Source organism: Gulosibacter sp. (assembly GCF_052090685.1).
Taxonomy (GTDB): Bacteria; Actinomycetota; Actinomycetes; order Actinomycetales; family Microbacteriaceae; genus Gulosibacter.
The window spans coordinates 67,819-89,240 of record NZ_JBQDBE010000012.1 but is presented as its reverse complement, the minus strand read 5'-3'; the positions used below and the strand labels follow the sequence as shown (position 1 = coordinate 89,240).

The 21,422-nt window shown below is 59.8% G+C and carries 18 protein-coding genes; 3 read left to right on the top strand and 15 right to left on the bottom strand.

What is annotated here, in order from left to right; translation table 11 throughout:
* The 10 genes from ACTHXA_RS09570 to ACTHXA_RS09525 form a co-directional block, all read right to left on the bottom strand.
* The gene (locus tag ACTHXA_RS09570; protein ID WP_441671745.1) at positions 1-1,095 is read right to left on the bottom strand and encodes a polysaccharide biosynthesis C-terminal domain-containing protein; all 1,095 of its coding nucleotides are present in this window, start codon (positions 1,093-1,095) and stop codon (positions 1-3) included.
* The gene (locus ACTHXA_RS09565) at positions 1,092-2,192 is read right to left on the bottom strand and encodes a polysaccharide biosynthesis protein (protein ID WP_441671743.1); all 1,101 of its coding nucleotides are present in this window, start codon (positions 2,190-2,192) and stop codon (positions 1,092-1,094) included. The genes ACTHXA_RS09570 and ACTHXA_RS09565 overlap by 4 nt, the downstream gene beginning before the upstream one ends.
* Positions 2,189-3,586, bottom strand: coding sequence for a glycosyltransferase family 4 protein (locus ACTHXA_RS09560; protein ID WP_441671741.1), 1,398 nt, complete (start codon positions 3,584-3,586; stop codon positions 2,189-2,191). The genes ACTHXA_RS09565 and ACTHXA_RS09560 overlap by 4 nt, the downstream gene beginning before the upstream one ends.
* Before the next feature lie 72 nt (positions 3,587-3,658).
* Entirely contained in the window at positions 3,659-4,774 is a 1,116-nt protein-coding gene (locus ACTHXA_RS09555) for an ATP-grasp domain-containing protein (protein ID WP_441671739.1), read from the bottom strand.
* A complete protein-coding gene (locus tag ACTHXA_RS09550) occupies positions 4,771-5,994 on the bottom strand; it encodes a DegT/DnrJ/EryC1/StrS family aminotransferase (RefSeq protein ID WP_441671737.1) in 1,224 nt (407 codons plus the stop codon). Before ACTHXA_RS09550 ends, ACTHXA_RS09555 begins: the two co-directional genes overlap by 4 nt.
* Positions 5,991-7,550 carry a polysaccharide biosynthesis protein gene (locus tag ACTHXA_RS09545; protein WP_441671735.1) on the bottom strand — a complete coding sequence of 520 codons (1,560 nt, stop codon included), beginning with the start codon at positions 7,548-7,550 and terminating at the stop codon, positions 5,991-5,993. Before ACTHXA_RS09545 ends, ACTHXA_RS09550 begins: the two co-directional genes overlap by 4 nt.
* A 702-nt stretch (positions 7,551-8,252) precedes the next feature.
* Positions 8,253-9,659: a hypothetical protein gene (locus ACTHXA_RS09540; RefSeq protein WP_441671733.1), complete on the bottom strand. Its 1,407-nt coding sequence runs from the start codon at positions 9,657-9,659 to the stop codon at positions 8,253-8,255.
* Positions 9,660-9,828: 169 nt separating this feature from the next.
* Positions 9,829-11,274 carry a hypothetical protein gene (locus ACTHXA_RS09535; protein WP_441671731.1) on the bottom strand — a complete coding sequence of 482 codons (1,446 nt, stop codon included), beginning with the start codon at positions 11,272-11,274 and terminating at the stop codon, positions 9,829-9,831.
* 106 nt (positions 11,275-11,380) lie between these two features.
* Positions 11,381-12,439, bottom strand: a complete 1,059-nt coding sequence (locus ACTHXA_RS09530) for a hypothetical protein (protein WP_441671729.1) — start codon at positions 12,437-12,439, stop codon at positions 11,381-11,383.
* Positions 12,440-12,517: 78 nt separating this feature from the next.
* Positions 12,518-13,882: a hypothetical protein gene (locus tag ACTHXA_RS09525; RefSeq protein WP_441671727.1), complete on the bottom strand. Its 1,365-nt coding sequence runs from the start codon at positions 13,880-13,882 to the stop codon at positions 12,518-12,520.
* A gap of 265 nt (positions 13,883-14,147) precedes the next feature.
* Between ACTHXA_RS09525 and ACTHXA_RS09520 the strand changes: the two genes are divergently transcribed.
* Complete coding sequence (locus ACTHXA_RS09520) at positions 14,148-14,921, top strand: DUF6891 domain-containing protein (protein ID WP_441671725.1); 774 nt, start codon at positions 14,148-14,150, stop codon at positions 14,919-14,921.
* 62 nt (positions 14,922-14,983) lie between these two features.
* On the opposite strand, the gene ACTHXA_RS09515 is transcribed toward ACTHXA_RS09520, so the two are convergent.
* From ACTHXA_RS09515 to galU, 3 genes are read right to left on the bottom strand one after another with little or no spacing between them, the layout of a single operon-like run.
* Positions 14,984-17,005, bottom strand: coding sequence for a hypothetical protein (locus ACTHXA_RS09515; RefSeq protein ID WP_441671723.1), 2,022 nt, complete (start codon positions 17,003-17,005; stop codon positions 14,984-14,986).
* Positions 17,005-17,625: a GNAT family N-acetyltransferase gene (locus ACTHXA_RS09510; protein WP_441671799.1), complete on the bottom strand. Its 621-nt coding sequence runs from the start codon at positions 17,623-17,625 to the stop codon at positions 17,005-17,007. Before ACTHXA_RS09510 ends, ACTHXA_RS09515 begins: the two co-directional genes overlap by 1 nt.
* Entirely contained in the window at positions 17,625-18,569 is a 945-nt protein-coding gene (gene galU / locus ACTHXA_RS09505; RefSeq protein ID WP_441671721.1) for a UTP--glucose-1-phosphate uridylyltransferase GalU, read from the bottom strand. The genes ACTHXA_RS09510 and galU overlap by 1 nt, the downstream gene beginning before the upstream one ends.
* Before the next feature lie 48 nt (positions 18,570-18,617).
* Here galU and ACTHXA_RS09500 point away from each other — a divergent pair, with 48 nt between their 5' ends.
* Positions 18,618-19,208 (top strand): 5-formyltetrahydrofolate cyclo-ligase, encoded by a 591-nt coding sequence (locus ACTHXA_RS09500; protein WP_441671719.1) that lies wholly within the window; start codon positions 18,618-18,620, stop codon positions 19,206-19,208.
* Positions 19,209-19,286: 78 nt separating this feature from the next.
* Positions 19,287-19,691 (top strand): large conductance mechanosensitive channel protein MscL, encoded by a 405-nt coding sequence (gene mscL, locus ACTHXA_RS09495; RefSeq protein WP_441671717.1) that lies wholly within the window; start codon positions 19,287-19,289, stop codon positions 19,689-19,691.
* Positions 19,692-19,810: 119 nt separating this feature from the next.
* Here the strand turns inward: mscL and ACTHXA_RS09490 are convergent, their stop codons facing one another.
* Positions 19,811-21,175, bottom strand: a complete 1,365-nt coding sequence (locus ACTHXA_RS09490; RefSeq protein WP_441671715.1) for an MFS transporter — start codon at positions 21,173-21,175, stop codon at positions 19,811-19,813.
* Positions 21,168-21,419 carry a hypothetical protein gene (locus tag ACTHXA_RS09485; RefSeq protein WP_441671713.1) on the bottom strand — a complete coding sequence of 84 codons (252 nt, stop codon included), beginning with the start codon at positions 21,417-21,419 and terminating at the stop codon, positions 21,168-21,170. The genes ACTHXA_RS09490 and ACTHXA_RS09485 overlap by 8 nt, the downstream gene beginning before the upstream one ends.
* Positions 21,420-21,422 lie beyond the last annotated feature (3 nt).

Sequence of the window (21,422 nt, the reverse complement as noted above, 5' to 3'; positions counted from 1 at the left end):
TCACACTGCTTCCGCGATCGTATCCGGGCTGGTTGGATCGAAAATATCGTTCGTCCAGAAGGTTGTGAAGAGTGTCTCATCGCCAACATTGGTGATGTTGTGTGTCCACATCGTCGGCATATCGATCGACACCGGTGTGCGGCCCGAGACGTGATATTCGTGCACGTCGATGGAGAAGAGTTTTCGCAGCCGAATGATCGCTTCGCCTTCGATCACCGTGAAGCGTTCTACCTTGCGTCGGTGAAAGTGCTCCCCGCGGGTAATTCCCGGATTCGTGGTCGATAGCGAAGTTTGCCCGGTCCCGCCGTGTGCCCTCACAATCTCGAAAAACGCGCCGCGCGCATCCGAATGCTGCGTAATCGGGGTCGGAGTATTCTCCGGATGCACGAAGGAACGGTAGGTGTTGAAGAGGTCACGCGAAAATGCCGAGTCAAGGTCTGGAATTTCGCCACTGCGATAGGTCGTCGAGATATCGGTGAGCCGATGCAAGAGCCCGACCACGGTCTCGTGTTCCTCGAGTTCGGATTGCCGCTCAAGTTCGCCCGTCCCGAGCAGCAAATCAGCGGCGTTTTGCGCGTGCAGCAGCGTCAGTTCGCGATCCACCTCGACAGTCGGTTCGCTTCGGCCGGCGAGCAAATACGCGAAGGTCGCGGTGACCGAGTTATAAAACGGTCTTCCGTGTTCGCCAAAGAGATTCGGCAAATGGACATCAATGAACTCACAACCGGCCGCAGCGCAGGCACGTGCCAGGATGCGCGCCGCGGCTTCTTTCGCATCCCCATAGGCCGTGCCATTGCCGGCTTGAATTGAATTCGCGTACACGACGGTCTGTGGCGGCGATGCGGCGTGCTGTATGGCCCGCGCGAGCTGCTCCGCAAAGTGACGATTTCCGTCGCGGACCTCATCCTCTTCGGCGCGGTTCACGCCCGCGAGGTGCACGAACCGCTCGGCGCCGTCGAGCGTCGCGGTCGCTTCGGCGAGTTCGAACCCCTGACCGACCGCAATTTGGTCGCTGTCGATGCCACGCTCTCGCAGGGCGGCTCGCACGTGCCAGCCGAGGAACCCGTTCCCGCCCGACAGCGCAATTTTGGTCATGTCGTCGTCACCGGAGCATTCGTGTGCCATCCTGCATCGATCACGGGGACTTCACCCGTAATCGGGTCGGTGAGACTTGCGAGCGCGAGTTCGTGGCGGATCTCGGGCAGCGTCAAGAGCAGCGCCTCGACCTCGGCGACACTCATGCGTTCAACGGTGTGCGAGTCGTAATCCTCGAACATGGTTTGGCACCGATCACCTTCATCGAAATAAATGCTGTAGTTAAGATCTCGATTATCGGCGACGATGCGGAAATACTCACCAAGGTCCTCAGCGCGCGCGAGTTCTTCGCGGGTCGCGAGTGCTTCCGACACTTTTTCTGCATGCCGGGTACCGATGATCTCAATGCTTGAGGTGGAGCGGAACAGGTTGAGCAGCGCCTGAGCCAGATCATGAATCGTGCAGGATGCCGCCTTACGAATGAACAGGTCGCCCTGACGCGCGTGCTGGAACGCGAATTCGACGAGGTCGACTGAGCTCTCGAGCGACATCATGAAGCGGGTCATGTCGGGGTTCGTGACGGTAATGTTTTTGCCCTGCTTCATTTGGTTGATAAACAGCGGGATCACCGAACCCCGCGAATACATCACATTGCCGTAGCGCACACACGAGACGGTCGTGTCGGTATTCGGATTATTGAGTCCGTGGGAATGCGCAATTTTCTCCATCAACGCTTTCGTCTCACCCATCGCGTTTACGGGGTAGACGGCTTTGTCCGTGCTGAGGCACACGACCGATTGCACACCGTTCATGTCGGACGCACGCACCACGTTGTCGCTGCCGATCACGTTGGTGCGTACCGCTTCCATCGGGAAGAATTCGCAGGATGGCACCTGTTTGAGGGCGGCTGCGTGAAACACGTAGTTCACGTCGCGAGTGGCTCGGAACACACTGTCGTAGTCGCGCACGTCGCCCACGTAAAACCGCACACGCTTGTCACCGAGTTCGTAGCGCATGAGGTCCTGTTTCGCTTCATCGCGACTAAAGACGCGAATTTCGGCAACATCGCGATCGAGCAGTTTCTTGGTAACGGTGTGGCCAAATGATCCGGTGCCGCCGGTGATCAACACCACTTTGCCCTCGTAGGAATCGGTCATGACTTACTCCATTTTCTTGCGATACTGGACGGCTTTTGAGCAGCGGCCGTAACGAGGATGCGTTCCATTTTGTCGACCGCGGAAGCAATCGTGAATTGCTCGCGATAGGTCGTGCGGGCCCGGTCGGCCAGCGCTGCGCGTTCGCTGTCGGTGAGGGATGCGGCCTGCCTCAGCGCGTTCGCGAGCGATTCGGGATCTTCCGGTTCCGCGACGAAGCCGATGCGGTTGTCCGCCACAATCGATCGCACGTCACCGCGCACCGTGCTCACCACCGGCAGTCCTGCAGCCAGAACGGCCTGCAATTTGGAGGGGATGGTGCCGTGAAAAATCGGCAAATCTTTCAATGTGACGAGCCCGAAGTCGCTCGATTGGTAGAAGTACGGCATGTCTTCGCTCGACACCTGACCGGTAAATTTCACGTTGGCTGCACCGAGTTCGGCCGCGAGCTGGCGGATCCGCGGAAGTGCCACTCCGTCGCCGACAATGAGCACTTCGAGATCGTCCTTGCGGCAGGCATGTGCCGCTCGCACGAGAGTCTCAAGATCCTGCATTTCGCCGGTATTTCCGCCGAAGATGAACCGACTTCGCGCATCCTTGTGCGGCACCACCGCACTCGGACCGGCGCTGTCGCTCGCGTTCGCATCCGGTTCTATTTCGGCCCAGTTATAGACCAGGTGCGTCCGTTCCGCGGGTACCCCGCGCTCGCGCAGCATGCGCACCATGGTGGGCGCAATCGCGACGACCCCCGCCGCTTGGCTATACACCCGGTGCAACCACGGTGCGAGCGCTGCGGCAATCGCATTGCCAACACGACCGCCACCCACCATTGACGAACCGACAATGGAGTCCGGCCACAGATCCTGGACGTGAAGAACGTACGGCGCGCCGCCAAGCATCCGCCACAGCCAGGGCCCAAATGCGGGAGTCATCTGCGGCGCGTAGACATATACGACATCGGCACCCTGCGCGAAGCCTCGGGCGGACGCCGCCGAGACCGCAAAGGTTGCGTAATTCAACGTCCGGCGCAGCCTGGACTGCGAGTGGTCGATGACCAGTGGCACTCGCAATACTCGAGATCCCTGGCGTCGCTCCATCATCCGCCAGCGCTGTCGATAGCCCGCGTGGATCTTTCCTTCCGGGTAGTTCGGGAATCCGGTAATGATCCGCACCCGGTGGCCCCGCGCGGTCAGTTCACGGGCAAGATCGTCGGGGAGGGTCTGCGCTTCTGGCCAGAGATATTGACTCACGATCAGGATGCGTTTGCTGGCGGTTGCTGCCCCGCCGGCAGCTGCCTCCCGGTCGGATACGTGCGTAAATGGGACGGGGCCCGAATGTGAGGTCGGGTGCGTTGGCAGCGCCGGCACTGGCTGCGTGGTGCGTTCGATAACAGTCATGGCATTCCTACGTTGCGAGGGCGCTACTGGGCGTCGTGTGTTCCAGGATGTTGCTGGCACGAGGTTGGGGATTCATGCGGTCTTCTCCTCGCTCGTGAGGGCTCGTTTTGTTAGGACCGGAATTCTTGGGACGGCAGTGGCTGTCACGGCGGTCGGTACCGGCATCACTTCGATGTACTTGGATGCGACGATTCCGGCCACGCTTTCGACCCACTCCGCTTCGTGTCCGCGTCCGAGCGCCCACGCCACGTACGCGGCGGGAACGTGCGCACCAGCAGCGTGCGAGAACGGATAGCCGCCGCCAAACCGCGGGTTGACATCAATAACCCACTGATTGCCTTGCTCATCACGCATGAGATCGAGATCGATGAGCCCACGGTGATCGAGCGCACGGCTCACCTGCTCGCCGAGCAAGGCGAACTGCGTTGTATCTTGTGTTTCGGCACGGTCGGTTTCGCCAAACCGCATGGCGAGCTTTTTTCGCGGCAACGTCGCGACATGGCCGCCGTCGAAGTCGCTAATGACATCAACGCCAAATTCTTGGCCGTGGATGCGCGGCTGCACCACGATGAGTTCGTCCGCAATTTCCGGGTCTTCCGGTGTGGCGCCATCGCGATCGGTTACGTCGTTTCGTGCCTTGGCGACGGCCCAACGGAGTTCCTCTACCGTCGCGCACTGGAGACCGCGCGAGCCGCTCCCATAGCGGCCTTTCACGACGATATCTTCGGTAGAGAATAGCCACGCGAGCTCGCGCGCGGACAATTTCATTGCATCCTTAGCGAGGAGCGTGACGGGACTGAGCACGTCGTTGTCTTCGAGCAGCGCGGCAGTCATGAGCTTGTCTTCAACGACGCGGTGGACATTGGCTGCGAGCCGCACGAGCGGGTCGAAATCACTATCCTCTCGCGGTAATTGTGCCCAACACGACAGCTCAAAATCGTTGACGCTCACCGCCAGAGTGATGCTGTGGTCGCGCAGCGTCCTCGCGAGCCAGGTGCGATAATTCGCATCTCGCACGGCTGGAGCCCGCACAAACTCATCCGCGATTGCTCGTGCCGGAGCGAATGGGTCCATATCGGCCAGAACGACGCGACCGGAAACCCCGTTGCGGACGAGCGCCTCTTGAAACCAGCGCACGAGGTAGGTGCGTCGGCCGCCGGAAGCAATCAAGATATTGAGGTTGGTCATGATCGAACCGCCAAGAAATCGGTGATTGTGCTGATAACTCGACCGAATTGCTCGGAGGTCATCGAGGAGCCGCTCGGAACGGTGAGGCCACGCCAAAACAATTGCTCGGCGACGCCAGTGATGACGCCACGGTGGCCTTCAAACACGGGTTGTAAGTGCATGGGCTTCCACAGCGGTCGGCATTCGATCGATTGCGCATTCAATGCGTCACTCAGCTCGGATGCGTTCCACCCACCGGTGGTTTTGGTTTCGTCGATAACCAGCGACGTGAGCCAACAGTTGTCCTCACTATCCGCATCCCCACCAAAAATGGAGATACCTGGGATCGTCGCCACGAGCGCCCGGTACCGTTCGCGAATCTCGCGACGCTTCGCGAGAATCTCGTCAAGCCGAAGCAGCTGTGCGCGCCCGAGCGCCGCAAGGACATTACTGAGCCGGTAGTTGAACCCAATGTCGTGATGCTCATAGTGCAGGGAAGGCTGCCGGGCTTGCGTCGAGAGGTAGCGCACCGATTGTGCGAGGTCTTCGTCGTTCGTCAACAGCATTCCGCCGCCGGAGGTGGTCATGATCTTGTTGCCGTTAAAGGACAGGATCGCGGCCTGACCAAAGCTGCCAGCAGGCCGCCCGCGATGCGTTGCTCCCAAGGACTCGGCAGCATCGGCAAGCACCGGCACGCGGTAGCGTTCGGCAATCCGCTCGATTTCGTGATAATCGGCGGCTTTCCCAAGCAGGTCCACGGGCACAATGGCCGCGACTCGCTCGCCCTGATCGCTCAAGGCAGCGAGTGCCTGCTCCAGCAATTCTGGGTCGAGATTGCCCGTTTCTGGGAGAACGTCAATGAAGTACGGTTCCGCTCCCGAATACACAATTGCGTTGGCAGTGGCAGCAAAGGTCAGTGTTGAGGTGAGCACGACATCCCCCGGTTCCACTCCGAGGCAGAGAAGACCCAGGTGAAGCGCGGCCGTGCCCGAACTGAGTGCGACCGCATACGAGACGCCGACGCGATCCGCCATCTCTTGCTCGAATGCGTCTAACTCCGGTCCTGCCGGGGCAACCCAACCGGAGCGCATTGCTCGAATCACGGCTTGCTCTTCAAGAACCCCGGTATCGGGTGCGGAGAGGTACACGGGCGAGTGCGCGCTCCCCGCGGTGTTGTGGCCTGCAGGCGCGAAGCTCCGCTGCTGCGCTGTTGAATGCCGAGGCACTGCGTTGAGTGTCATCCCGCAACTCCACTTTTCGCGTGCTGCCCGATGAGCTCTTCAACCGGAATGGATCCCGAGCGCCGCTTCATTAAGATGTCCCACTCGCGCTGCTCGAGATCTGCCGGTGCCAGGAGGCCGGCATTCGCGTGTGCGATTTTCGGATGAAACGGGTTGCTGACCGATTCTTGTTCTTCGACCAGTTCTTCGTGGAGCTTTTCACCCTCACGTAAGCCGGTAAAGACAATTTCGATGTCCTTACCGGACATGGCTATCATTCGTTTCGCGATCGCGAGAATGTTGACCGGTTCGCCCATGTCTAAAATGAGCACTTCCCCGGCACCGCCGATACCACCGGCCTGCATGACGAGCTGGCAGGCTTCAGGGATCGTCATAAAATACCGGGTGACATCCGGATGCGTCACGGTAACCGGACCGCCCTGCTCAATCAGTTTGGTAAACGTGGGAAGCATTGAGCCGCGGCTACCAATGACGTTGCCGAACCGCACCGACAGATACCGCTGTTTTGTGTGGTCGCCGTACCAGGCTGTGAGTTTCTCGGCGAGACGTTTCGAATACCCGAGGACGCTCGAGGGATTCGCCGCTTTGTCGGTGGAAATATTTATGAAGGTATTGACCCCCGCGAGACGCGCCGCTTCCAGCACGTTGAAGGTACCGATGACATTCGATTTCCACGCTTCATCGGGATACTGCTCGAGCATTGGGAGGTGTTTCAATGCCGCCGCGTGAAACACGACCTCCGGAGCCCTCCTGGCGAAGAGTTCCTTGATTGCTTCCGCGTCACGAATATCGGCGAGTACAACGTCTTTGGTGTCGAGCAGGCCGTGACCAGCGATCGCGATTTGTGTTTGCTGCAGCCCGGTTTCATCGCGGTCGAGCATGATCAATTCAGCGGGCGCGAATTTCACTATTTGCGCACACAACTCCGAACCAATCGAGCCGCCCGCTCCGGTCACGAGCACGCGACGACCCTTGAGGTATCCGGCAACACTCTCAACGCCGGTGTCATTGGGAGCGCGACCGAGGAGGTCTTCTATAGAGATATCGCGTAGATCTCCGGGATGGGCGCCGTGTTGCAGCATCATATTGAGCGACGGCATGACCTTGACACGAAGCCCGAGTTCCTCGGCGGCCTGCTGCAGACTGCGGAATTGTTCCGGTTCTGCTTCGCCGAAGGCCACCACGATTACCGTGGCTTTGGATTGCTCGACGATGGGCGAGAGGTCATCAATAGAACCGAGCACCCGGACGGAGTGCAGCTGCAAATTGCGTTTGTTCGGGTCGTCATCGACAAATCCCACCGGGAAGTACTCGGCTCGAGTGTCAGAGAGCATCCGCCGGGCAAGCAGTGAGCCAAGCTCCCCTGCGCCATAGATCAGCGTGGGTTCGCAAGCACCCTTGGGGAGCTGTCGTGCCTGGGTAATGAGGCGCCGCAAGTATCGAACGCCCAACATGAGCAGCAGTGCAAACGGGATTGCGGCGAGTCCAGAACTCCGAGGTATTTCAAGCCACTGACCAGACAGAATCACGATAATGGAAATCGATACTCCGGCCATCAAGACGGCTTGACTCAGCGATCGCGCTTCTTCAAACGAGCCATACCAATATCTCCCACGGTAGAGAAATCCTAGCCAGCCGAAGCCAAATTGCAGGAGTCCCACGAAAAGGAAAATCCAAACCATTGAACCCCATGAGATTCTGGCAATTTCAAAGTCAAGAATAAGGGACTGTACCGCAATAAACGCGACTATCCAGGCAAGGACGTCAATGAAGATCTGTGGCGAAGAACGAATAAAACCGGCGAACGCCCTGTATCCCTGCGATCTTTGATTAATCGACAATTTTGGGCTCATTCGAACCAGGCCCCCTCGAAGCTCAGCCATTAATGGCTGATCATTGGCTATAAACAGCCCCAGAGCGCGGGGCGATGTCCCCCACAATACTCAAATTGGAACCCGGTGCGTTTGATCTGCGCGCAGCGATTCGGTTAGGAAACTGAAACATAACCACACTGCGCGCACGGCAATCCAATTCACCAAAAATGACATTGCAACTGCGTCGAAAATAAAGAATTAATGGTGCGAATTCACATGTTGGCGTGCAATACGCATAAAAGTATCGCCGTTATTGGCAACCCAAAGCATTTCATTTGTAATCCGTGCAATTCATTACCCGATTCCTGAATTATCTATGTACACCAGTTGCGCCACAAGAAAAAAGCGCTGGTCACCAGAGTGACCAGCGCTTAACGTGGCTCGCTAGTACGAACGGAGATTTGTCACCTGCGGTGTGCCATCCACGATCGTGATGTCGCCGTACACGTTGAACGTGCTCGTGCGTTGTGACGGGCTCGGATTGGAGTCGGTGGCAGAATCAACGACTCCGATCGTGGCTGAGCTCGAGACGAACGAAGTACCGGTGAAGCTCTGGAAGCCACTGGCCTGCTCGACAACCGTGAGTTCCTCGAGCGCGGTGTTCTTCGTTATTGACGGGCACTCTTCATCCATGTTGCCCGGCACCTGAGTGCACGTGTAGATGCGGTCCTGCACTTGCTCAAGTACGGCTTGTTCGAAGCTGTCATTGGGTTCAACCGAGAAAACTAGGGCATCAGGCGCATCCGAGGGGGTCGTCACGCGAACGTTTTGATTGCCCGTCGCCGAGAAGTACTCCCCCGCATTCACCGAGAACGAGTAGATTCCGGGATACAAGTACACGGATGTTGAGCCCGCGGAATTCCCGACTCCCGCTTCAAAATCACCGATTTGCAGCGCCTGAACACCATCGGTAGCCACTTCCACCGGCGTGACCAAGGGATCATCGATGCGCCAGGTTTTGACCGTTTCGCCATCCTGCTGGGTATCGACCAGTGCCAGTGTGAAGATGTGCTCGAACTCAGCGCCCTCGAGCGACATCGTCGCCCGGACGCTCGCATCGCCATCCTGCTCGTCAATGGTTTCGGTAGACACCACACGGATCTTTGTTTGTGCGCTGTCGAGAGCTTCCGTAGCAAGCACATCGTTGTCCGCGAGGGATGTGCCCGGGTCAACGTATTGGCTCGCACCGGCCGAGTCGCCCTCTTCGATATGCGTGAGGTACTCCCGAACTGATTCGGCGGGATCGTTCACCTGCGGAACATTGAGCTTTCCGCCAGTCGTGGACTTAGGGCCTCGCTCATTGGCCTCGAAGTTGAAGACGCTGTCCACGGTCTCATTCGTGTTATTGAAAAACACGAAACCGCCCACCACCACGGCGACCAACACCACCGCCAAGATCGATACCAGCCAGATGACGCCGCGGCGCTTAGGAGGTTCTTCTTCGGGCGCCTCATCCTGTTCCTCAAATGGATGCGCAGTTCCCTGTCCTAGAGACTGGTTCGCCACGGCCGCGTCGTGTTCATACGGCGGCTGCGAGGGCGTTTGGTCCTGCGCGTCATATGATTGTTGCCCTTGGTTCGGGTCAAAGAAAACGTGTTGCTGACCGTCGTAGCCCTGGTCGTCGTAGCCCTGGCCGTCGTAGGGTTGTCCTCCGTAGACGTGCTGGCCGGAATAATCCTGGCCGTGTTCGCCGCCGTACGAGCCGTAGTCGCCCTGCTGACCGTCGTAGTCGCCTGAGTGTTGGCCATCATGAGGAGGCTGGCGACGCTGGTGCCATTCCGGGTTATCCACGACTGTTCTGCTTCCTCACCACAACGATAGTTCGAATTGTGAGCCTAACAATTCGACACGGTTTGCCCTACTGATCAAGCGCAATTGCGCACTCCCGGCGGACGTAGCATCCAGCGCAGGTGGGAGCGGTCGGGTATTGCCAAACCCGGTGTCCCTGACTTCGCAGGCCCTAGGCTTCAGTTTCTCGGTCTCGTCGGTGCTCGACCAAGAAAGCCCCGATGCCCGCGGCAAGCAATAGCGCCGCCATCGCAACGGTACCGATCGGCACCGCGACACCACTATCGACCAGCGATTCGGAGGCCGTGTGTGTTTCGCTCGGTGGACCAGCCCGCGGTGTGACGACAATCGGATCCCAGCCAATGACCTCACCGCTGAGCTCATAAATGGCAATCCGATGCGAACCGGGCTCGAGGTCATCCGGCATGGTTACCAGGACCGTGCCCTTTTCACTCACCATAAATGTGCCGAGGTCACGTGGCGTCGAAAAAACGATGATGTTGACCTCTTCACCCGCGAACATATCGCCCACGGTCACCGTGATTGGATCTCCCGCGGCAGCCTCCGTTGGCGCCTGGGTATACCCACGTGTTGCGGCGGTCAGGTCGGTTGAAGACGGTCCGGCACCGGTCGGCGGTGTCGTTGGCGGCGGAGTTGCCGTCGGCTTCGCGTTGAAGGTAAAGGACCACTGCGTCACCGCACCCTTGGCGATTTCAATGTCCTCGTTCGGCACCGCAATGACAACGAGATCTCCTGTCATCGAAACCTTGCCCGCAGACAACACTGCGCCACTCGCATCCTCATACGTGAAGCTCTGCGACTCGGGGATGGTCACAGTGTTGCCATCCTGGGTGGGTGTACCCGGAGTCTGCGGCGTCTCGGGACTCGTTTCGTAGTCGAACTCCCAATCGGACACCGTGGCGTCGGTCCAGGAGAACTGCATCTTCACGCCGTACTTGCCGGTTGCGAATACGCGCAGTCCCTCCTCAGGGATGGCAATTTCACCGGTGACCGGTGTGGCAAATTCTTCCAGCAGCTGCTCACCCGCATAGAACCCTGAGAAGGTGGTCGTGCCCCACTTTCCCTGGACCGCTTCCCCGTTCACACTCCGCGGCGCGACGTAGTACTGTAGGTCGTCGTTGTCCGGGATTTCGATTGTGTTGCCATCGCGGTCGGGCTGCACCGGAGCGCTCTGACATTCGCTGCCAATGTTGCCGTTATAGTTCAGGCCCGCCTCGTCGATCCAAATGCGCACGCCACCGTCTTCAATAGGCACGGTAAAGGAGTCCCATTCTCCCGGCTCGATCTTGGCCGTCTCTTCCCAGATCACTTCCGAATCGGCAGCCGAGTCGGAGATCGAAGACGTGGCCTTAATCTCGATTTCAGTGGGACCAGTCCAGGTCTCCGCAAAACTGATGACGAGTTCGTTCGATCCGGTGCCGTCGGCCGCGCACTGTGTGTGGCTGGGCATCCCAACCCACTGTCGATCACCGTATTCGTGCGGATCAAAGGGGAGATCTGGCGGTCCAGCCTCAGCGGCGGCAGCGATCGTGCCGCCCGAGGCAATGAGCAGAGCGCCTAATGCGGTGGCAATCGCCCCTCGCCAGAATCTGCGCATGTCTTCCCCTTATCAAGTGGCAACTGCACTCGCGGGTAAATCTAGCAACTTCCGACAACATCCGCACCAATTCAACGAAGAATGACGTTGGGATGCAACTTTCGGTCTAGCGTCCGCCGAATCCTGAAGTGGGTTCTGGCTCGGGTGCTGGTGGCTCACCACTGGTATCGGCGCCGCCGTCCCGGTTACCGGGTCCCTCGGCACCGTCTTCACCGCCACCGCCGGAGTCAGCATCACCATTTGCCTCGACACCGGCGTCCGACTCCGCACCGGAGGCGTCCGCGTTCTCATCACCCTCGGACGCACCGGGGCCCTCGGGGTCGCCCTCTTCGGGCGGAGCTTCGGTCTCGGCCGGGGCCTCAGGCTCTTCTTCAGGCGCATCCTCAACAACGTCATCATCGCTGTTGTCCGGCTTCGAATCGCGCGGCGGCGGCACGTACGTCGAGCGGTTGGAGTAGTGCTCTTCACGAAGCAAACCGAGCGCGTTCGACAGTTCAATTACTGCTGCACCGAGCTCGTCGATTCGATCGAGCTCGAGGTTTGAAGAAATGGTCTCAACCGCTTCATCCACCTCGGTGACGGTGGTGTAGTTCGCGCTGCCCCACTCTTCTTTCAAACTATCGACGTTCCCGATCAGGGCCGGAGCATAGGTGTCGACGAAGTATTCACGGGAGCGGTCTGCTGCATTCTGCGTTGCGGAAGCATCGTTCTCCGCAACAGCCTCGCTCACCTCATCAAGACGAGAACGCAATTCAACTCGCTCGTCTTCGGGGGTGAACGCCGAGGACATCGCGTAGGCACCGAGTACCACCGATGCCGAGTCTTCAGCTTCGAGGACTTCCTCGGAGACCACGACAATATTGATCTGCTGATCTTCAGCAGCCTGCGCGAGCAATGCATCCCGACGACCAATACCGATCACCGAGATGACTGTGGGCAGCACCAGCAATACCACGAGCGCAGCAGCAATTGCCGCGATGACATTGACTTTCTTTTGTCGCGACGCGGCCTTCCAGGATGCAAACGCGCCGCCGCTAGCGACGCGCGCGTTCGTTGCACCCGTGCGAGACTTCACAGGGCCATTGGAGTCAAAGACACCGGTGGGTACCGACAACGAAGCGTCGTCGGTCGCGCCGAATGGATTATCCATTTCGTCTTTTGCCACTGTGTCTCCCGGAAATCATCAGCACGTCTTTACGTACAGCGCCCCATCCTATGTCAAAGGGAGCGCTCCGGCATAGAACTAGCTTGCGCGGCGACGGCGCAACACGCTATCGAGATTCGCGAGCTCACCTTCGCCATATTCGCCCACGAGTGCGTCGAGGTCGCCGATCTCGGACCACGCGCTCGCCGAGTTCACCGTGATGGGCTGGATGCGTTCAGCCTCGGGTGTGTCAAGTTCAGCGATCGTGGTATCGGTGTTTAGCACCGGAGTGTTCGGTTCCGCAACAGCACGGTTGGGCAGCGTGGGCACGTCGGCCTGTGCATCCCGAATATTCTGCGCTGACTTCCGAGCTTCTTCGCGAAGGAGTTCCATTATCTCGGCATCGGTGACCTTGGGGCCATCACTGTCTGGTCCGCCTGGCGGGGTCTGTGCGTGGGCACGGTCAAGATAAAGCGGCCGGGGCACCGGCACCGGGGTCCATGCGTCGTCTGGCGCAGCTGCGGCGGCAACATGCTCCGGCTCCACGTCATAGATGACCAGATCCTGAGGCTCTGGTGCCACCTGCACCACGGGCTCGGTCGCTGCCCGAGCTACCGGCACCTCCGCTCGAGCCGCGAGCTGAGCTTTCCACACGCTGTTGATCCGCACGAGCATCCAACTCGATACCGTCAGCACCGCCACACCAATAATGAGCAAAGCGAGGCCCCACCCGGCGGTGAGACCAACAATCCCAATTACGGCGGCAATGAGTCCCGCCCCGGAAAAGGATGTTGCGGTCAGTCTGCCGCGCCGGCGACGGGCCGCTGCAGTTACCTTTTTGTGCTCGGAGAGCGTGGGCTGTTCGCCGGTGAGGCGACGTTCGACGGCACGTTCAGCACCGGATGCGCCATTGGCCCAGCGATCAGCAGCGGATGCGCTCCCGGGTCGTGCTGCTGCTTCACGCGCTGCTGCCGCTGCGGCGGCAGCTCGAGCCCGTGCCGCAGCTTCCCGTCGTGCGTTCGCGTCTGCCATCTCTTCCTCCGCTGCTTTTCTTTCCTCTTCAAGTCTGGCTTCGCGCGCCTCGGCCGCAAGTCGCCACGACTCGGCGCGCAATTGTGATTCGCGAAGCTCCTGCTCAGCCTGCGCGATCCCCAACCTGGCTTCCGTCTCCCGGCGTTCCGCCTCGGCGCGCGCTTTTGCGCGTGCTGCTTCGGCCTCAATCTGCTGCACCTTGCGCAATTCCTTGCGCTTGGCGTGCACCGTGCGAGCTTTCGCTTCGAGGGTTACGACCTCCGGGACCTCGCTGGTTGAAGCCATGGCGCGAAGCGTTTGCTGCAGGCGGATGGCGTTGCGTTGCGAAGAGCGCGCGTTATGCTCGCGCACCCAAGATGGGGCGAGCATCCCCACCCCAAGCAACACGACCAGCGCAAGTGCGATGCTGCTGGCCCCTCCGAATTCCTGCATGGAGATAACCGTAGGAGCGGTTGTGAATATTGTGACGATTGTGAATGGAGTGTCCGTCGTTCTGAGCGAAAACTCAGTTTGATCTGCGGATCTTCGAAACAGATTTCGACCGCTGAGCGCGTAGATTCTGAGGTTTGATCGATTTCCTTCGCTCTGTCGAACAGGTACGGCGTTGGCGTTAGCGTTGGTGTTGACGTGGGCGTTGGCGTTGGCAGCCATCGCTGACATCCAGTTTCGCTCGGACTGCGCTCGCTAAATTGGTCGCATGGGATTCTTCGATCGACTCTTTGGCGGCCGGAAGCGCGACGAACCTGCCGACCCCAATCCCGGCGTAGCAAGTGAAACTACGCAGGACGCTGTGCCAGAGCCTGCACCCGCGACTCATCCCGCAGCCGAATCTGCGCCAGAGCCCGACGGGCTCGATCCGGAAGAGCTCGCCCACACCACCGACTGGCTACGAGAGCAGTCGCACGTCAACTTCATGATCAATTCCCGGGACTCGAACAATCGCCAGTCCTACGCGATGATCGAATCCGGCCTCGTCCAAATTGGTGAGGAGGAGGGTCTATCCACCGAGCAGGCACTGCACATCATCCGCGGCGCCTACGACCTCCGGAAACGCTGGGCAACGCGATACGCGGATGCCGATATGTCCGGTCAATTGCGACAAGCGTTCTTTCGTATTGAGGAGTACGGGTTTCTCGCGCGCGAGCACTTTGGGATCAGCACCGGCGATGGTCACTCCTATATGCGTAACATCGCTCGCGGGATGAACCCGGTCCCCGCGGGCTACGTGTTCTTCCACGCGCAGGACACGGAATCGCTCGTCGATGGGCCGGCGACGCTACACCTGCGATACGGCAAGATCGCCTACGACTCGACTGATGCCGCCGGCAAGACGGCGGAAGACGAAGCGGTCGGACGCAAGCTCATGGATTTCTTGCGGGATGCGGGGTTCGATCCCGATTGGAACGGCAAGGGCACCGGGGCGATCGCGATTCACGATATGGCCTGGTATGCAATGCCGGTCGAGCGGTAGCCACGAGCGCTGCAGGCAATGCGCGGCTCGGCCTGCGCTGGCGTCGGCGATCGAGTCACGAGCTAACGAATCGAGGTGTCAATCCGCTGCTTCAGCGCGTTGATGCGATTCGCCGCGTCTGCAGCCGAAGCTGCACCCATCGGCGGCAGGACCTGTTTCGGGTTGCGAAGGAGTGAGTGTCGCTCCAGATCTCGTACTGCCCATGATCGAAGAATCTCTGGCAGGTGCTCCGACTCCGCCATCGACAAGGCACGGTTTGCCCATCGCATCGATTGCTGACCGAAATACTCCCCGGGAATCCTCGAGGTCGCTTGATTCAATGGTGCGATCACCGGATCATTTCCCATCGCCATCACGACGGTTGCGAAGGTTCCTCGAACGTACGGTTGCGTCCTTTCAGACAGTGCCCGATCGATTCCGATCATGCACGCATCCAGGATGCTGATTCCGCGCGTCCGTGCCATCAAGGCGGCCCATCCGGTTGATACTTCGATCGAGCCTTTCCGCAATTTCCCCCAGAGTTCCTCGAGGTCAGCTTCCTCTCCGTACCAGCCGCGCAAGATTTGTTTCGTGTCTTGCGCCCAGTCTTGGGTAAGGCTGTCGATGACCCGCCAGAACTCGCGCGCCGCCGGATGCTCATCACTCGCAAGCGCGATGCCGAGCGTTACTAGGCCTGGGTTGAACCGCCTAGCCTTGTCAGGCTTGACCAGAAGCCGTTGCTGCCAATCGGTGAGCAACTCGTCGAGGTCTTGTCGGGTGAGTCGCCCCGCATCAAAGACGAGATTGAGCGCGAAACCCAGTGTGGGCTCCGTCACCCCGCGATCAAACAGCTGTGCTCGCCACCACTCAAGCTGCCGTGCCGAAGGTGTCGCCATGAGCTCGAGTTGATCGTGGAGCGAGACGAACTTATCGAAGCGCGGGCCGCGCCATGGAAGGTCGGTGGCTGCTGTCCGAACCGCTACCGTCGCATCCTGCCACGCCGCCCTCAGTTCACGCGCTTCGGTGAGCGTGAGTCCGTGGCGACTGTCGTATCCGGCCTGCAGATCACGTTCTTCTTCACGAAGCTCGTGCGGCAGCAGCAGTTCACTGTGATCGGTCATCTCGACGCGGAGCCATATTGGCAGCCGCTCATCGCGCATCATCGCAATCACCGTGCGGAATCGGTGCGTCTCCGGCAGCGGGTGTCTCGCCATCGGTGAGAGCAGGTCGGACACCTTGGCTTGCGTCGACGGTTCGATAATTTCGGCGGCAAACTCGTAGCCGACTTCGCGGGGTGTGAGCCCGCGAGAGGCGGCCTCCGCGCGGAAGAATGTGCGCAGGTCCTCACCTTGAAGCGCTCTCTCACGAAGCACCGCAATGGCGCGTGGGTGATCCCAGTTTTCAAGCTCGAGTCCGCCAAGCACCGTCGCGACCCGGTTGAAAAACACGTCCGTGTCGGGGTGCTTGCGGTCAAGGAGCTCTCGCGCGAGCACACGCAGCACGATGCCGTTGCCTTGCCAGGCTTCGGCTCGCCCGAGGCTCTCTTCACGGGTCGCGAGCGAGAGGTCCTCATCAGTGAGTGTCTTCGCCAACTTGAGGAGTTGGAACGCGCCGACTTTGACCGTGTCGGAGACTGAGCCGGTGGCGAGAGCTCGGCGACACCACTGCTGCTGCGACGTGTCGATCGCACCCCTGGGCTCGTTGGCCTGCAGTTCAGCGAGGTACGTCGCAGCATCCGGTGACGCTGGATCCACGTCCTCGGCATTTCGGTCGTGCACGAGCGTGAAGACAAGACTCGAGCCACTTCGTTGAATGCGATAACCCTTGATAACGGTCTGGAGCTTGCGTTGGATGACCTGTTCATCCCCATCGGTCACGAAACGGGCCGGCTGCGTCAACGCGCCCGCGGCATCAAAACAGCCTCGTTCAGGCCACACCGCGTAGGCGATGTTTGGGTCCAGCCCGTTGTTGCGGATGACCGCGAGCGCCGCATCGTGCGCATCACCGTCGCTCGATCGTGGCGGGAGTGGTTGGGGCGGTGCAAGAAATTGCGCATCACCCAGTGTTTGCCACCACTGCTCGATCTGTTCGCGATCCGTCGACATCAGTCCCTCGCCGCCACCGATTCATCGACGTTGCCGTTTCGCCACCGGTTGAGCACCCCTTCGGGAACGTCCTCTTGCACGAGCGCGAAGCAGTAGTGATCGCGCCAGTCGCCGTCGATGTGGATGTACCGGTCACGTTTGCCTTCGTAGCGGAATCCGAGCTTTTCAACGACTCGGAGCGAGGCGAGGTTTTCGGGACGGATACAGATCTCCATCCGGTGCAGGCCAATGGTGCGAAAGCAGTAATCGGTCGCCACCGCGACCGCAGTTGGCGTAATCCCCCGCCCCGCGACGGACTGCGCAACCCAATACCCGAGTGTCGCGGATGACACCGCACCGTATTGGATGCTCGAGACCGTGAGCTGGCCTGCGAGAGCGCCTTCGTACTCGAGAATAAAGGGGAGCGCCGTCCGTGCCGCCGCTTGGTCAAGCAGCGAGCGGATCGAACCGCGCACATTCCAGCGGCCCTGATTCCCGGGGAGCGTTGCTTCCCACGGTTGCAGCCAGGGCCGATTGTCGAGCAATACCCGTTCGAGTTCCCTCGCATCACGCGTTCGAATACTCCGCATCCGAAGCACGCCATCGTCGATCGTGGGGACGAAAGCAGCCCCGGTGGACATCATCGGTTTTGCGTTGGACGGTTCGTCAAAGTCGATGCGTAACTCTGAATCCACTCTCGCACCTGCTCACCAATCTCGGGGTGGGCTGCAGCCAATTCAATATTCGCTTTGAGGTAGTCGAATTTGTTTCCGGTGTCGTAGCGGCGCCCGCGGAATACCACCGCCACCACTCCCCCAAGTTCCTCACGCCGCGCTGCCAACTCCTGCATCGCATCCGTCAGCTGAATCTCGCCGCCCCGACCGGGCGAGGTGCGTTGCAGGACTTCGAAGACCTCGTGACGGAGCACGTAGCGACCGATGATGGCAAGGTTCGAGGGAGCCTGCTCGGGTGCGGGCTTCTCAACGAGGCCGTCCACCCACACTGCTGGCCACGCGTCATTCGACTCGATCGACTCCGGTGCGCCGTCCACGAGGTGCGGTGCAACAACACCGTAAGAAGAGACCTGTTCGGTCGGAACTTCCTGGACCGCAACGACGCTCGCACCGGTTTTCTCGTGCAATGTCAGCATCTCCCGCAGGAGCTCACCGCCATCATCGATGATGTCATCACCGAGGAGGACTGCGAAGGAATTCTTGCCAACGTGCTGATGGGCACGCAGCACGGCGTGACCGAGCCCGAGCGGGTCGCCCTGCCGAAGGTAGTGCACATCTGCCAACTCAGAAGTGCGGCGAACAGCGGTGAGCCGTGATTCGTCGCCGCGCTTTTCGAGGGCGTCTTCGAGTGCCGGAACACGATCGAAGTGATTCTCCAGCGGCGTCTTATTGCGACCGGTCACCATCAGCAAGTCGGTGAGATTCGCTTGCACGGCTTCCTCAACGACATACTGAATTGCCGGACGATCCACGACGGGAAGCATTTCCTTCGGAATGGCCTTCGTGGCCGGAAGGAATCGCGTTCCCAGACCCGCGGCAGGAATTACCGCCTTTGTCACTTGTGAAGTCATGTTGGGGATCCTACCCGCACGTAAGTGCCAGCACCTTACGCTAAAGCCATGGATGAAACCATCGCGGCCGAGAAACGCCGTTTGCGTGCGCTTGTTCGGGAATCACGGTCGCAGCGCACGCCCGCAGAAATCACGCGGATGGCCGAACCCGTGGCGGCCTTCATGACTGATCTCGTCGAGGAGGTCGGTGCTCGACGGGTGGCGTGTTTCCTTTCCTCTCCCGTCGAAGTTCCTACCCACACATTTCTTGAGCAGGCAAAATCCGCAGGTATTGAGGTGCTGCTCCCCGCGGCTCGACCGCACGGCCAACTCGACTGGGTGGTGGATACGGGAGCTGCTCGGATGCATCCTTCACTGCAGGTACCCGAACCGATCGGTGTGGCGCTACCGGGCTCACCGTTGGCAGATATTGACTTGATTTTCGTGCCAGCCGCGCTCGTCGACCGGAACGGGTATCGACTTGGTTGGGGCGGCGGATTCTACGACCGCGCATTAGCAGGGCTCGACACACTCGTGATCGCAATTGTGCACGAGAATGAAATTGTTGACTCTGTTCCAGTAGAAGATCACGATCAACCGGTGCCCGGGGTAATCACCCCTGCCCGCATTCTTTCCTTCGGTAAATGGTCGCAGGAGTGACGAAATCGCGTCAGTAGCCGACTATGCTTTACACCGCAATTTGAATTCGCACTTGCATGAACGAGATAAGGAGGAGCCGTGAAGGGCTTCAAAGAATTTATCGCACGCGGTAACGTTATTGAACTCGCAGTAGCCGTCATTATTGGTGCGGCTTTCACCGCAATTGTTAACGCCCTTGTTGATGGGATCTTCAACCCCATTATCGCGGCGATCTTCAACGCCGATGAAATTGCTGGTGCAACCTGGCAGATCGGTAACGTATCGCTCGGCATTGGCCTCGTGATCGCGGCCGTCATCAACTTCCTGCTCATTGCGCTGGTCGTGTACTTCTGCATCGTGATGCCAATGAACAAGCTCAACGAGACCATGTACGTACGCAAGCACGGTCACAAGCCCGACGAGGAAGAAGCGGCGATCACCGAGACCGACCTTCTCACCGAGATCCGCGACCTGCTCGCAGCTCGCGAGGGCCAGGGCAAATAGTCCGCTCGAGTCGAATTAATCCCCGCCCCGCTCCGGATGGAGTTGGGCGGGGATTTTTGCGTTGAGTCAAGCCGCAATTGAGTTGAACCGCGGTGGATGCTCGTGACTGGCCGCGGTGCTTAGGCTTTCGCCGACTCTTCGGTCTCGGGCGGAAGCGTATCGCGCGCAGCGATCCAGAACATCACCGGGATGAGCAATATCACGGCTGCCAATACAAATGACCAGCTGAAGCCGACAAAGTCGATAATGATCCCGGCGACAACCGGTCCGAAGATCGAGCCCATATCTTGCGACATTTGATAGGTGCTGAGGGTCCGGCCGCCCGAACGTTCTCGACCGATGATGTCCGCAACTGCCGCTTGTTGCGTTGGCGAACACAGTCCCGAACCGGCACCCGCGATGACACTGATCAGCAAGACGTACCAGAGGTCTGCACCCCACGCGAGCCCGAGCATCCCGAGCGATGACACGACCAGTCCCGCGATGATAAGCGGTTTGCGACCGATGCGGTCGCTCGCGCGGCCCGACCACTGCAGGGCCGCGACGTTTCCGACCGCATTCGCGGCGACGACAACACCGGCGGCCCACGGCTCATTATTGATGATCTGGCTCACGAAGAGCGGCACGACTGCGGAGCGCATCCCCATATTCGCCCAGCCGTTCGCGAACCCGAAGGATAACGACGCGCGATACGCGGGAATCTTCAGTGCATCCTGCAAATAGAACGGCGGCAACCGTTTCTTCAAGCGCTGCGAGGCATCGCTCTTGCCGGCGTTGCGACCGAGCATGACCCCGACTATTCCGGCGGCAATCAACAAGGCGATGCCGTAGGAGATAAACGGCACCTGCATCCCTGCTTGCCCGAGCAATCCGCCGAATACCGGACCAGAAATGCTGCCGACCAGGAACATCCCGCCCCACAGCGAAGACACGCGACCGCGTAGCGACGGTGGCGCGAACTTCACAACCATTGACGAGGAGGCAATCGTGAACATCGCCGACCCGATGCCGCCGAGCCCGCGGAAGATGAGCAATTGCACATAGTCGGCAGCGAAGGCAGTCGCGAAACTCGAAGCCGCCACAATCAGCAGCCCCGATACGTACATGAACCGCTCACCCACGCGGTCGAGCAGTGGTCCGGCGATGGGAGCGGTAACGAGTCGCATGAACGCGAAGGCGCTGACGACAACGCTGACCAGGGTTGCGCCCACACCGAAGGACTCCGCATACTGCGGTAGCACGGGCACCACGAGGCCAAAGCCCACCGCGACGAAGAACGTCGCTCCGAGCAGTAGCCAGATTTCGGTGGGGATGCGCTCGGGTTTGATGTCGCGCGGGTTCGGCAGCGGAATCTTGCCGGTTTCTAGCGATTCGAGTTCTCGGCGGGTGTCCTCGCGTTCATTGCGCTGGCCCGCGGTGCTCGGTTGGGGTTCAGCCTCACGATCGTCTTCTTCGTTCCCCGTGACCTGTTCGCGCTTAGACATTGTGCGGGGGCACGTTGTCCAAGAGCCGCTCATCGTTGGAGTCGCTGGCGACGTCTTCGCGAACGATTAGGCTCTCTTCCGCATCCACGTCGACGACGGCGCCGCCCCAGACATCAAGCTGGTCTTCGCTTGCGAGTGTGGCCCGGATGGTTTCGGGTTGCGTATTGGTCGCAGGGAAACGCTGCGGAGTCGGGTCGACGCCGGGTTTCGGTTCGGTGCGCACACGACGAGGTTGACGTGCCATAGC